Annotated in this window: 11 protein-coding genes and 1 other RNA gene; 7 read left to right on the top strand and 5 right to left on the bottom strand. The window is 48.6% G+C overall.

Annotation, left to right across the window (positions count from 1 at the left end; all coding sequences use genetic code 11):
- Positions 1 to 67 precede the first annotated feature (67 nt).
- Both AC6R1A_RS09370 and AC6R1A_RS09365 read right to left on the bottom strand, forming a co-directional pair.
- Entirely contained in the window at positions 68 to 1,534 is a 1,467-nt protein-coding gene (locus AC6R1A_RS09370) for a methyl-accepting chemotaxis protein (protein ID WP_500638719.1), read from the bottom strand.
- 440 nt (positions 1,535 to 1,974) lie between these two features.
- On the bottom strand, positions 1,975 to 3,051 hold the full coding sequence (locus AC6R1A_RS09365; RefSeq protein WP_500632529.1) for a PLP-dependent cysteine synthase family protein: 1,077 nt from the start codon (positions 3,049 to 3,051) through the stop codon (positions 1,975 to 1,977).
- Positions 3,052 to 3,268: 217 nt separating this feature from the next.
- On the opposite strand from AC6R1A_RS09365, the gene AC6R1A_RS09360 reads away from it, so the two are divergent.
- On the top strand, positions 3,269 to 3,733 hold the full coding sequence (locus AC6R1A_RS09360) for an Lrp/AsnC family transcriptional regulator (protein ID WP_487903569.1): 465 nt from the start codon (positions 3,269 to 3,271) through the stop codon (positions 3,731 to 3,733).
- Positions 3,734 to 3,808: 75 nt separating this feature from the next.
- Here AC6R1A_RS09360 and tesB read toward each other — a convergent pair whose 3' ends face one another.
- Entirely contained in the window at positions 3,809 to 4,669 is an 861-nt protein-coding gene (tesB, locus tag AC6R1A_RS09355) for an acyl-CoA thioesterase II (protein ID WP_500632530.1), read from the bottom strand.
- Positions 4,670 to 4,909: 240 nt separating this feature from the next.
- Here tesB and AC6R1A_RS09350 point away from each other — a divergent pair, with 240 nt between their 5' ends.
- Positions 4,910 to 5,338 carry a YbaY family lipoprotein gene (locus tag AC6R1A_RS09350; protein ID WP_500632531.1) on the top strand — a complete coding sequence of 143 codons (429 nt, stop codon included), beginning with the start codon at positions 4,910 to 4,912 and terminating at the stop codon, positions 5,336 to 5,338.
- An 8-nt stretch (positions 5,339 to 5,346) separates the two neighbouring features.
- Here AC6R1A_RS09350 and AC6R1A_RS09345 read toward each other — a convergent pair whose 3' ends face one another.
- Complete coding sequence (locus AC6R1A_RS09345) at positions 5,347 to 5,649, bottom strand: MGMT family protein (RefSeq protein WP_500632532.1); 303 nt, start codon at positions 5,647 to 5,649, stop codon at positions 5,347 to 5,349.
- Between the two features lie 51 nt (positions 5,650 to 5,700).
- Here AC6R1A_RS09345 and AC6R1A_RS09340 point away from each other — a divergent pair, with 51 nt between their 5' ends.
- The 4 genes from AC6R1A_RS09340 (at position 5,701) to AC6R1A_RS09325 (ending at position 9,600) form a co-directional block, all read left to right on the top strand.
- Positions 5,701 to 6,438, top strand: a complete 738-nt coding sequence (locus tag AC6R1A_RS09340; RefSeq protein WP_500632533.1) for a VP0952 family biofilm-associated protein — start codon at positions 5,701 to 5,703, stop codon at positions 6,436 to 6,438.
- Between the two features lie 157 nt (positions 6,439 to 6,595).
- Positions 6,596 to 8,659: a GGDEF domain-containing protein gene (locus AC6R1A_RS09335; RefSeq protein ID WP_500632534.1), complete on the top strand. Its 2,064-nt coding sequence runs from the start codon at positions 6,596 to 6,598 to the stop codon at positions 8,657 to 8,659.
- A gap of 117 nt (positions 8,660 to 8,776) precedes the next feature.
- Positions 8,777 to 8,873: signal recognition particle sRNA small type (gene ffs, locus AC6R1A_RS09330), an RNA gene on the top strand.
- Positions 8,874 to 9,135: 262 nt separating this feature from the next.
- Positions 9,136 to 9,600, top strand: coding sequence for a GNAT family N-acetyltransferase (locus AC6R1A_RS09325; protein WP_500632535.1), 465 nt, complete (start codon positions 9,136 to 9,138; stop codon positions 9,598 to 9,600).
- Positions 9,601 to 9,642: 42 nt separating this feature from the next.
- On the opposite strand, the gene AC6R1A_RS09320 is transcribed toward AC6R1A_RS09325, so the two are convergent.
- A complete protein-coding gene (locus tag AC6R1A_RS09320; RefSeq protein WP_500632538.1) occupies positions 9,643 to 11,139 on the bottom strand; it encodes a phospholipase D family protein in 1,497 nt (498 codons plus the stop codon).
- Between the two features lie 736 nt (positions 11,140 to 11,875).
- Here AC6R1A_RS09320 and AC6R1A_RS09315 point away from each other — a divergent pair.
- On the top strand, positions 11,876 to 13,510 hold the full coding sequence (locus tag AC6R1A_RS09315) for an ABC transporter substrate-binding protein (protein ID WP_334550882.1): 1,635 nt from the start codon (positions 11,876 to 11,878) through the stop codon (positions 13,508 to 13,510).
- Positions 13,511 to 13,574 lie beyond the last annotated feature (64 nt).

The following is a 13,574-nucleotide window of genomic DNA, read 5'->3' as shown; positions in this document are numbered from 1 at the left end:
ATTTAATTTTGGGCGAATTTGTCCACACCATCACGCTTACGAGACGGTGTGAGAGACAAAGAGATCGCTACTTGACCTTAAAGTGACTCGTCAGTTCGGTTAAGTTAGCGGTAATAATGTTGATGTTTTGCGCGACGCTATCGAGCTCACCGACACTGTCTGCCGTACCTTGAGCCATGTTGCGGATGTTGGCCACTATGGTTTCAATCTCTGCGGATGTGCGTTCTTGCTCTTCTGTGGAAGAGGCAATCAGTTCGTTTTTGTGGCTAATATCCGAGACGTCAGCGGTGATGCGTTGCAAAGATTGCTCAGCAACGAGCGATTTCTCTACGCACGCTTCCGCTTTGTTGGCGCTTTCGGTAATGATGTTGGCAGCGGTTTTGGTCTGTTCCTGTAACTGCTGCAAGACAGATTGAATTTCTTGAGTAGAGGTTTGAGTGCGAGAAGCGAGGGTGCGCACTTCGTCGGCCACCACGGCAAATCCGCGGCCCTGTTCGCCCGCGCGGGCGGCTTCAATGGCGGCGTTAAGCGCCAGTAAGTTGGTTTGCTCAGCAATGGCGCTGATCGCATCCAGAATCGAGCCCGCATTTTGGGTGTTGGCATCGAGTTGTTGAACGACTGTCGAGGCGTTTCTCACGTCTTCCGTCAGCTCTTGAACGGCAGTGATGGTGCTCTTAACCTGCACTTCACCGTTGCTGGCTTGCTCACTGGCGCTGTTGGCTGAGACGGAAGCATCGCTGGCGTTGGAAGCAATCAGCCTTGCAGCTTCAAACAATTGCGCCAGTGAGCGAGAGACTTCTTCGATCGCTTGGTATTGTTTATCTGAGAGGCTAGAGGTCGAATGGCTTGATTCCACTAGAGTGGTGGATATATTGTCCAGCTTGCTGACGTTTTCGATAGTGTGGGTGACGTTTTGCTGCAACTTGTTAACGAATACGTTGAAGGAGTCGACCACAGGTTTCAATTCATCGCGTTTGTCATGTTGAATTCGAACAGTGAGATCGCCATCGCCTTCGGCAATGTCGCGCATGTTTTCGGCCAAGGCACCCAGATCGCGGCGAATACCGCGAGTGACAAATGCGCCCATGACGATGATCAGAGCCAGCGCCACAACACCAAGAACGCTCATGTTGCGACTTGCGGTCACGTTGTCACTTTGTAGCTCCGTCACCGACTGCTCAAACTCATCAATGCGAGCTTGAGAGAAATCGGACATTTGGGTGGTCAGTTGGCTAAGAAGTTGGTTGTTTGCTTCGGCTTTTCTGGCCGCCTCGGACAGATCGAGTTCGCCATCAATCATGCCGAGCGCGACATCATAAGTGCCATTGAAATAGCTCTCTAACGTCGATTTAAGTTGCGCAGTCTGTGATTTCAGTGCTGGCTGCAAAGTGGCTTGCATCTCAAAGTTGCCGACGATTTCCGCGAGCGTGTCACGGTTGATCTCGAGCATCTCTTCATCACCGAGTGTTACGGCGAGATTGAATCGCTCTGCAAGCTGGGAGAGCAGCACAGAGTTCAGGGAGGCCGAGTTCATCACGGGGTAATAAAGCTTATTGATATCACGAACTTGTTCGGTGTTATTGGTGAGGGTTGAGCCACCGATAGAGAGAATGCTCACAAAGCCGAATAGCGACACCAAGCAGAGTGCAAGGACCTTCCCACGAATGGAGAGCGACAGCATAGAAATTTCCTTATTTCAGTATCAACAAAGATGTGTGACAGTGATTGTTTATAGATTTTGTATTGTGGTTAATGATAATAATCACATCTTATCAATACTAAAACAATAACCTAGCCACGTTATTTTGCTATTACTGTGAAGGATAGTCGCTCTTTTGGGACTCTGCTGAGTTTAAAACAAAAGTCGTAGGTTAAAAATTGATTTTTGTATGACTTAATTCGTTTCTGTTTTCATTATTTATAATAAAAACAACGGGTTGATAAATGCGCGTTTTTATCGCCCGTTGTTTGAATTTATCGGATGTTTAGCCCCGTTCCTGTGGTTGCAAATTGTTTAAGTTGCGTGAGGTAAGGCGCTAAATCACCAATGTGATCCTCAACCCATTCTGGTGAAAAGTAAGTATCGAGGTAGCGCTCGCCACTGTCACAGAGTAGCGTGACAATCGCGCCTTTCTCGCCTTTGGCTTTCATTTCGCTGGCGATTTGCAGCGCGCCGAACAGATTGGTGCCTGTAGATGGCCCCACTTTACGCCCCAGAATCCCCTCAAGCCAATGGATGGTCGCGACCGAAGCAGCGTCAGGAATGGTGCGCATTTCATCGATAACGCCGGGAATAAAGCTCGGTTCAACTCTTGGGCGGCCGATCCCTTCTATTTTACTGCCGCAGTCGAGCGTCAATGAAGCATCGCCAGTACGATAAAATTGATGGAACACTGAGTGTTCTGGGTCAACCACGCACAACTTGGTGTTGTGCTGTTGATAGCGAATAAAGCGGCCAATGGTGGCGGAAGTGCCGCCTGTTCCAGGGCTCATAACAATCCAACTGGGGATAGGGTGCGTCTCGAGTGCCATCTGGCTAAAGATCGAGTTAGCAATATTGTTGTTGCCGCGCCAGTCTGTCGCGCGCTCAGCATAAGTGAACTGGTCCATATAATGGCCGTTGAGCTCTTTGGCGAGGCGGTGAGATTCTGCGTAAATCTGGTCGGTGCGTTCGACCAGATGCGCTTTGCCACCATAAAATTCGATTTGTTCTATTTTTTTCCGCGCGGTGCATTTGGGCATCACGGCGATAAAGGGCAGCCCAAGTAGCCGCGCAAAGTACGCCTCTGAGACCGCGGTACTGCCGGAAGAGGATTCAATGATCGGAGTGTCAGGCCCGACCCAACCATTGCATATTGCGTACAGAAACAGTGAACGTGCCAATCGGTGCTTGAGCGAGCCGGTAGGGTGCGTGCTTTCATCTTTTAAGTAGATATCAATGCCGTCAACACACGGCAAATCGAGTTTGATGAGATGAGTATCGGCGCTGCGTTGATAGTCCGCTTCAATTTTGCGCACAGCGCTGTTTATCCAATCATGATCTTTACACACGGTATCGCTTCCATTGTTCATGCAATGAAAATAAACTAACTTCAAATAAGGAGAAATGCTTACCTATTTTTCCTTGTATTTACTGTCATCGTAGAAAAAAATTCTCCCATAACCCATAACCCATAACCCATAACCCATAACCCATAACCCATAACCCATAACCCATAACCCATAACCCATAACCCATAACCCATAACCCATAACCCAAGGCCTCACCATGCAACTAGACCGTATCGATAAAACTCTCCTCAACTTGCTGCAACAAGATGCGACGCTGTCGTTGAACGATCTGGCGGATGCGGTCAATCTAACGACGACACCGTGCTGGAAGCGGCTGAAAAAGTTGGAAGAGAGTGGCGTTATAGAGCGTCGCGTTGCGTTGCTCAACCCTGACAAACTGGAGTTGTCGTTTACGGCGTTTGTGTTAGTGAAAACATCGGATCACTCGCATGGCTGGTATAGCCACTTTGTCGAGACTGTGTCGGAGTTCCCTGAGGTGATGGAGTTCTATCGGATGGCGGGAGAGTATGACTACATGATGAAAGTGCTGGTGAAAGACATGCCGTGTTTTGACCGTTTCTACAAAAAGTTGGTCAACTCGGTAGCGGGTATCTCTAATGTCACGTCGACCTTTGCTATGGAACCCCTGAAATACACCACGGCGTTGCCGATTCAGGGTTAGCGTTATGATTAGCAATAACTGGCAGCGCCTGAAAAATAGCGCCGCGCTTGGATGATTCCAAACACGGCATTGGCGTTATTGAGTAAATCGCATCACACCTTCTTGCACCGCAGTGGCGACCAGGTGTCCCTCACGATTGTATATCTCGCCGCGGACTAAGCCTCGGGTATTGCTGGCGGTCGGGCTCTCGATGGCATACAGCAACCAGTCATCCATTTTAAAAGGGCGATGGAACCAAATAGAGTGGTCGATGGTGGCCACTTGAAACTTGGGCGTCATCAAAGAAACACCGTGCGGATGAAGCGCGGTCACGAGGAATCCCCAGTCAGAGGCGTATCCAAGCAAGTATTGGTGAATCAGTTGATTGTCGGGCATCTCACCGTTGGCACGAATCCAAAGATACTGCTTGGCGTCGACTTTTTGCGGATTTAACGGATTGACGACCGTGACCGGGCGCATCTCAATCGGCTTCTCCCCACAAAACGCTTTTTTCAGCTTCTCTGGCAAGATGTGTTCGATTTGCGCGGCGAGCTCAGACTCGGATTTAAAGTTTTCAGGCCCCGGAATATTCGGCATGGTGTTTTGATGCTCAAAGCCCGGCGCATCACCATGATAGGAGGCGGTTAGGTAGAAAATCGGTCGACCGTTTTGAATCGCTTTTACCCGACGTGTGCTGAAGCTTCGGCCATCGCGCAGGTTTTCCACATCGTAAATGATCGGTTTTTCCGGATCGCCAGGGTAGAGAAAGTAGCTGTGAAACGAGTGCACAGTGCGCGCATCATCCACTGTGTAGCGAGCGGCAGAAAGCGCCTGACCAATCACTTGTCCTCCATAGACTTGCGGTAGGCCAAGGTTTTCACTTTGGCCGCGAAACAATCCTTCTTCTAATTTTTCAAGTTTCAGTAGTTTTAGGAGTTCTTTGAGAGGTTTACTCATTGGCAGATCCTTCCCCTTGTCGAGCGGGTTTCATAGGTACAGGTTGACGATAGCGACTATTTTATCGGTTGAGTGATAAATTTAAACAGCTGTATGAAATTGTAGTCAGACTTTTCTGATTTGCGTTAGGTCGCGGTCAACTCTTTCATCAATAAGCACCACTGTGCACAGCCATCGTTTATACTCAAGGCGATTCTCCCGCTTACGTTGGGTTTTTGGCGAACAAATTAAAGAGGCACTATGAAAAAGAATATCACGCATTGGTTTTTAGCATGCACCGCGATACTTGCGCTCGCAGGTTGCCACGCGGGGCAACCGTCGGCGACAGCGCCGAAAATGGACACAGTCTCCGGTACTCTCGCCTACCGAGAGCGGATCGCACTGCCGAGCGAAGCCTTAGTGACGGTCACGTTGCAAGATGTCTCACTGGCGGATGCGCCAGCAAAAGTGATCGCCAAACAGCAGTTTTCGGCGGATGGGGCGCAAGTCCCGTTTGCGTTTGAGCTCAGTTACGATCCGAGCCAAATTGACGCGCGACATACTTATAGCGTCAGCGCAAGAATTGAGGTGGGTGGGAAATTACGTTTTATCTCTGATACCGCGTATCGCGTGATTACCGATGAAGCGAAAACGCAGCAAGTGAATCTAATGCTTAAAGGTGTGCGTTAAACATCGTCTTAAGGCTGCCAGCGATAGCGAACCAGTCTTACTCGGCCTTGCGGTGATACCTCAATGCCCTCTTCAATGAGGGCGTTTTTTTGTCTTTCAAACGCTTCGCCTTTCAATGAGAGCTTACCTTGACTATTGATAACCCGAAACCAAGGCAGAGATGATCCCTCCGGCAGTTGGCCCAGCGCTCGGCCGACATGTCTTGCGTAACCTGGGTAACCCGCCATTTTTGCGATCTCTCCGTAGGTAGAGACCTTTCCACATGGAATTTGGTGAATCACAGCAAAGATTTGCGCGAGAAACTGGTCCATAATGATTTTGTCCTAGTTCGATTTTTTCCATGGAATGGATAAGGAGAGAGGATGGTATTGTCTACATTTCAGTTCTTTGTCGCAACACTGCTCGCGGTGATTTGCGCCCGCACCATCAGCATGAGTGAAGGAGACATCCCACTGCTCGCGATGCTCATTCCCGCGCTTTGGATATTGCCTCAAGGCGGTATTGTCGGGTTGATATTGATCGGTGCAATGACGGTTTACGGCTTGACGTTGCCTTATCAGCCGATTGCGTTGTCGGTCAGCCAATGGATACTCTTTCCGCTCTTAATGGTGGTGTTCTCAAAACGCAGCAATATGTGGGTGGTGTTAACCATCGCATTGATTGTCGCAGCGCTGCAAGTCGGCATTATGGTCACACAGGCCGGTGGAAAATTAGAGGGCAGTGCCTTTATCACTGTGCTGCAAACCCTCTCAATATCGGTGGTGTGGTGGTCAGCCAATCACTGGAAACCATCGAATAAACATAGCTGGTGGGCGCTCAGTTTGATCTTGCCCCTGTGGATGGCTGAACTCTCCTACGGCGTGCTGGTGGCACTTTCGCTGACGGGCATGATTGCCTCAATGGAAACATTGACGAAGCTAAAAACACTGCGTTGGGGGAAGTTGCTCTGTTGGACGCTGCCGACCGTCGGATTTGCTGCTTTAGTTGTGTCGCCCAATATTGACGTGCCCAACCCGGTATTTGTGGTGTGGTTTGCCTTGTTAGGCACGGCGTGGATGACCGATTACATCCTTCGCAGTGCGGAAGAAGCAGAGATTTAGTTGCATAGCTCTCACTATAAAATGTTTGGCTAGCAATTACTTGGCGTATGCAACCGAGTGTGCGAGAATCTTGCGTAATTGCAATCTCATGCAAAGGGGTGAGCAGTCTTCACCAGGACTGGTTACTTGGGTTAGTTTTTCGCTAGAGACATGAACAATGTGGTTTAGGTTTTGGCTACGGATGGTCAAACTCGGCCAAGGATTGTGGCTACTGTTGGCGTTGATGGGAGGAGCCCATGCAGCGCAAGAGCAGTATCGGGTCGCGATGGAAGCCGATGACGTCGTCACGAGGACGCTGTTTGATGCAGTGTCGCAGCATTTTTCCATCAAAGTAGAGTATGTACGCTATCCTAGTTTTAGCAGCATCTTACAGTCTGTCGAGTCTGGTGAGAGCGATTTCGCGGCCAATGTCACCTATACACCTGAGCGTGCTCAATACTTCGATTTTTCTGCGCCCACTAACATTGAATACACCTATTTATTTAGCCCCCAAGCCCGCCGTTTAGGGGACGTTCAAGTCGTGGGCGTGCCCAACGGCACGATTTATGGCGAGCTGATTGAGCGCCACTTTCCTGCGATTACCCTCATCGAATACTCGGGCCATCACGAAGCGGTTCGACTACTGAATGCCGGGGAAGTTGACGGCGTTGTTGACGCCATAAACCAGCTTAAGCCGATGTTGCTTTCCGGTTTTGATGCCGAACTGCTGAATGATCAAATCCCCATTAAACCGGTCTCTATCGTGACAACCAAAGGCCAACACGCGGATCTCCTGGCCGCGATAGAACATTACGTCCATAGCGCTAGCGTACAAAAACTGTTGCGTGAGTCGATTCGACAATACCAATTTAATATTCGCAGAGATGCACTACGAAATGTGGCGAAAGAGAGCGGCCTTGACCTTGATCGCCCACTGAGAGTGAAGTTGGAGAATTTTGGTCAGTACGCGACCTATCATGCCGACGGCAGTGTGTCCGGGATCGCAGCTGACGTTTTATTTCAAGTGTGCGACATCTTACTGCTTAAATGTCAGCTTGAGAGTCAAGCCAACGAGACTTGGGAAAGCATGTACCAAGATCTGGTCAATCAGGCTATCGACGTACTTGCACCGGTTGCGGTGCTGGAATCGCGTCGGGGTGAGTTACTCTTTGGTGATTCTTACTACTTCCCTGAAGCGATTTTGGTCAAACGGGAAGAGTACAAGGAGGGCGTCTACAGCAATATTTCTGAATTGATTGCAGAGCGTATTGGCGTGATCAAAGAGGCGGCATCTGAATCACTGCTGAATGTCTTGCTGCCCAACAAGCGCTTTAAGGTCTACAACAATAGCCAAGCGTTGGTGACGGCGCTGCTGAATGGCGAAATCGACTACATCCCCATGACGCGCGGCAGCTTCCATGCTCTGCTGCGTGAGAGCAAAGAGGTGTTGCCACTCGAAGAGGACACCGCGATAGCGCCTTTCTACCGTTCAGAGGTAGCGATGGGCTTTGCAAACAATGAACTCGGAGCGCAATTGGTGCCGCTGTTCAATCAGGCGCTGACGATGATCGACGTCGAGAAAATCATCCACAACTATGATAACCAGCCAGACTGGAAAGCCACGCTGCATAACGAGAAAAGCTTAGCCCAGCAGAACCAAGCATTGTTTCTGTTTGTGCTGGCGTTCTTGGTCATCGTGGCTTATTTTCTCTATAGCCAATCGAATACGGATAACTTAACGCGTTTGAGAAACCGGCGTGCCATGCAGCGTAAATATCGACTCGGGCTCAAATCGCGTGACACCTTGGTCTATTTTGATGTCAACGGCTTCAAAGCCATTAATGATACCTATGGGCATGAAATTGGTGATGAGATGTTAAAAGCGATCGCCAACCAGATCGTTCGCTACTGGCAAGGCAGCGCTTATCGTATCGGTGGAGATGAGTTTATCTTGATTGGCCAGATGGATGAGGGACAACTGGATATTCTCGCTCAACATGTTGCTGCCTTAACCTATACCTCATGGGATAACAGTGTGTCACTCAACATTACGTTGGCTATGGGTGTTTGCCAAGCGAGTACTCGCTCTCTGACGCTTCAGCAAGCCCTGAATCAGGCGGATCAAGCGATGTACAGCCACAAACGCAAGCAGCGAGAGCGCAGTAGCCAAGGCGCAAAGAGCAAAGCAGCTTGGTTAACTGCTCCGTCAATGGCTGAGCAGCCACAATTGCCTAATGATTAGGCAGTTAAGCCGTTTTTCTTTGATTTGTCTGGTTAACCGCTTGAAATCAGTCAGGCGATGATTAATAATCCCCACACTTCTTAGCGCACAGTCGCAAGAAAAACGAATCAATGGAGGCTCTGGTCCTCCCGCAACAATAGCTTGTGAACTCGGTCAGGTCCGGAAGGAAGCAGCCGCAGCAAGTGACTTGTGTGCCGGGATGTGGCTGGGGCTTCCACCCTTTTGAAGCCTGCAATATATGTTCGCATAAATTGCAGGCTTTTTCATATCTGCACAGCATTGGGTTCTGTGTCGCTAGGCGAAGAATTCATCTCACGTATACAGGATATGACAGTCTTCATCAGTTAGCTCATATTTTCCCCTTTTCTTTTTTCGACAAATTCAACAACCACTTGACCAAAGTAACGATTGACTCACTTTCCCTCACCTCACTATGTGGTCAAATTTACTACCGCACTGCAGAGCAACAGATAGCTATGATTACGATACGAGACTACCAGCACTCAGACGCCCTAGAAATGTGGCAGCTGAAGTTCCAAACGATTAGAACCGTGAATATCAAAGACTACACTTTTGAGCAAGTATCCGCTTGGGCTCCGGATGGCTTTGATATGGCGGTGTGGCAAAAGCGCGCAGACGACATGAAACCTTTCGTCGCGGAATTCGAAGGCAAAATAGTCGGCTTTGCAGATTTACAGAAGGATGGGTACATCGACCATTTTTTCTGTCATGCCGAGTATCAAGGCATCGGGGTAGGGCGACGATTAATGGAGCACCTATTTACGAAAGGACGTAGACTAGGCATCAAGCGTTATTATTCTCACGTGAGCATCACCGCCCGTCCGTTTTATGAGCACCTTGGCTTTCGTGTTGTAGCAAAGCAGCAAGTCGATGTACGTGGGCAGCAACTCACCAACTTCATAATGGAAACAACCGGCTAAGATTGGTTGGGCATTGGCCCTAAGTTCGATTTTGTTACTCGCTTATAATTGGCTTTCTATCGGTAGCCATCCGCTGATCCACGCGCCCATTTTTAACCATAGGCTAGCGTCGGGTTCGCTATCGAATTGCACGGACTGCGCGTGATCGAGCCAAATCAGTTCGCCCTCTTGCACGATGACTTGGTACGCCTTCTCATTCAATTTGCTGTACAGCTGCGCTAAAGCGCGCTCCGCGTACTCAGGTTGTTCGAACAGTACTGCCAACTCGGTATTGAGTTCCGCAGAGCGCGGGTCAAGATTCATCGAACCGACGGCAATTTTGCTCCGATCGAGTACGATGACTTTGGCATGTAAGCTGGCGTTGCTGCTGCCCTTGATGCTCCAACTGTTGTCGATGTCTGCTGTCGCTTTAACTTCCCAAAGGGTAACGCCGCCTTCAATGAGCGCTTGGCGATATTTCGCATACCAACCGTGAACGGCGAAAACGTCATTGGACGCGAGACTGTTGGTAATAATCGTCACTTCAATCCCTTTCTCAACCGCTGAAATCAAGGCTTGTGTGCCAGATTCTGTCGGGACAAAGTAGGGGGAAATCAAGACCAACTCACTCTCTGTTTGGCTAAGAAATTGTGTCAATCCGCTTTTTAGTGGCTCGCCTTGTCCTAGCACTTTGTTTGGCGAGTCGTAGATAAGCTGCGCTTTACCCCAGAAAAGCGAGAGTTCTGCGTTAATAAGCTTTTGATAAAGAGGTAATTGGCTAAAGTCGTATTGGCCCTGCGTGAACTGCTCTTCGATTTTAGAGCTTGTGACCCAATCTGAGATGGCTTCAGAGGTGAGCGGTGTGTGATTTGGGTAAATCCACTCCATCGGGATAGCGAAGTCGCTGTTCCAATATTCATCGAACTGCTCACTCACCGCTGCGACGGCTTCACCGTGCATCAACAGATCAAAGTCGCCAAACTCGACATCCGATTGAAATGAAAAGTACTCATTGCCAATGTTTCGCCCGCCAATCACTGACGCGACATTATCTGCCGTGAGTGATTTATTGTGCATGCGGTGGTTAAGACGGTCAAAATCACTGAGGAAGGCCGCGCCGCGCGCTGTGCGATATTGGTGAGGATTGAATAGACGAATCTCGATGTTTGGGTGTGAGTTGATGTAAGCCATGACCTTGTCATCGCGCTTTTGCATGTCGTCTAACAATAGGCGAACTCGGACGCCTCGCTCTGCGGCGATGAACAGTCGCCAACTGAGCAGTTGGCTGGTTTCGTCGTCACGGAAAATATAATACTGAAGATCTAAGCTCGCCTTTGCGGATTCAATCAGTGCCAAGCGAGTCAGGAGAGCGTCGTGGCCATGCTCTAAAGGATAGAATCCTGTCTCTCCCGGCGTCTTTTTCGAAAGGGCAGAGAAATAGTTATCTAAGGACGAGTTATGCTGATATCGCAGGGCGGTGCTGGTGGTCTTCTCATTATGGGTGTCAGGTGACGGGGAAGTACACGCCGTCATGGCGATCATAACTAAGCTAATCAACATCGTTTTAAATAAAGAAGACAAAGCCAGCGCCTGTTCAAAACCGATAGATACCCTTGAGTGTAAATGAGTCACGCTGGAGAACTTGCTATTTTGCGTTTTTGAGATGGATAAGTATGAGAGACGTCACATTGGCGGTTTATAAAGCATTCCACGCATTCGCCACGACGATGAATAGCTAAAAAACACACAAAATAAAGCTCTAAATTTATCAATTTAGAGTGGGCTATTGACTGACGTGTTGAGCATTGGCAGTGAGTTATTTATTTCGTGAATGATCACTTTTGGCGCAGGTTGACTAAATAGGTGCATCATGGTGATTCGCTTCACAGAACCTCTCATCGGATAAGCGATTTGTAGTTAAGTAGTCGCCACCTTTCATAACTAATGTTAAATTTTCTGCACGCTTTCTAGCAGATGATGCTAGATGCTGGTGTTTATTTAGACTAAAAGGCGCATTAGTCTGTCTGCAGATGTAAAGAAATGCCAACTCTCTGGCAAACGTTTACGTATGCAGAATTATATGCCAATTCATTGATATGATCGTGGAATATTACGGTTGAATGCTACAAATTTATGGCAAATTGCTTCAATGGTTGGTAATGTGTGCCGCAATCTTTGTGGGGTTATTAGGTGATTATTGGTCGAATTTTGGGCTAAAAAAACCTAAATCACTGGCCGTTCAAGTGAAAACCACAAAGACGTCATGGATGCAAAAGAAAAACTTGGAGTTTTACTCATGTACAAGAACAAAATCACACAAGCCCTTCTACTAGGTGCCGGCCTTGCAGTGGCCTCTACCGCAACTTTTGCCGCTGATGTTCCAGCGGGTGTCGAACTAGCAGCAAAACAGGAATTCGTCCGTGGTAACGGTACGGAAGTGGCGTCGCTAGACCCTCATAAAGTTGAAGGTGTGCCTGAGTCTCACGTTCTACGTGATTTGATGGAAGGCCTTGTTATCCAAGATGGCCCGGGTAATACCATCCCAGGTGCTGCTGAATCTTGGTCTACTGAAGACAATCAAACGTTCACATTCAAAATCCGTAAAGATGCGAAATGGTCGAACGGCGATCCTGTCACCGCTTATGATTTTGAATACAGTTTCAAACGCGCTGCTGACCCAATGACTGCGTCTCCTTACGCTTGGTATATCGAATACACCAAGATGAAAAATGCGAAAGACATCATCGCAGGGAAGAAAGACGTGGCTGAGCTGGGTGTGAAAGCCGTGGATGAGCACACGCTCGTGGTGGAGACTGAAGTACCACTGCCATACTTCGTGAAGATGATGGCGCACACCACGATGTACCCAGTACACAAAGCGACGGTTGAGAAGTTCGGCAACGACTGGACGAAACCAGGTAACTTCGTTGGCAATGGTGCGTACGTGTTGTCTGATTGGGTAGTGAACGAGAAGATCGTTCTAGAGCGCAACGCTAACTACTGGGATAACGCCGATACCGTCATTGATAAAGTGACTTACCTGCCTATTGAAAACCAAAATGCGGAAATGAACCGTTTCCTATCGGGTGAAATCCACATGACTTACGAAGTGCCAAATGAGCAGTTCCGTCGTCTTGTGAAAGATTACCCAGATAACGTGGTTGTTTCACCAAACCTATGTACTTACTACTACGGTTTCAACAACCAACGTCCTCCGTTTGACGATGTTCGCGTACGTAAGGCGCTGTCTTACTCGATTGACCGTGACATCATCACTCAAGCGATTCTAGGTCAAGGCCAAAAACCTGCTTACGCATTGACGCACAGCGGCATCACAGGTTTCGCACCTGAGGCGCCAGAGTACGCGACAATGACGCAAAAAGAGCGCGTAGAGAAAGCGAAAGAGCTTCTTGCTGAAGCGGGCTTCGGTCAAGGCAAACCTCTTGATTTCACGTTGCTGTACAACACCAGTGAAAACCACAAGAAGATCGCCGTCGCGGTTCAATCTATGTGGAAAAAATCGCTGGGTGGTTTCGTCAACGTTAAGCTCGAGAACCAAGAGTGGAAAACTTACCTAGACAGCTCTAAGCAAGGCAACTTTGACGTTCGCCGTGCAGGTTGGTGTGCAGACTACAACGAAGCCTCTACCTTCCTAGCGATTGCGATGACTGAAAACGGTTCAAACGACCAGAAATACTCTAGCGAGATTTTTGATAAGGCCATGAACGACGCAGTAAAAGTAGCGAAAACTGAAGAAGAGCGTAACAAGTACTACGCGATCGCAGAAGCTCAGTTGGCACAAGATATGCCAATCGCACCTATCTATCAGTACGTTCAGCCACGTCTAGTAAGCAAACAGCTTGGTGGCTACCCTGATCAAAACCCGCAAGACAATATCTACTCAAAAGACATGTACATTATCAAAAAGTAATCCTTGAGTAAGATATCCAGTGCGCTGATAGCCCGCGTTATTAGCGCACTGTTTTTTTAGATGT

This window comes from Vibrio sp. R10-SG3-ISO3 (assembly GCF_059834225.1).
This window is presented reverse-complemented; position numbering and strand designations above follow the sequence as displayed.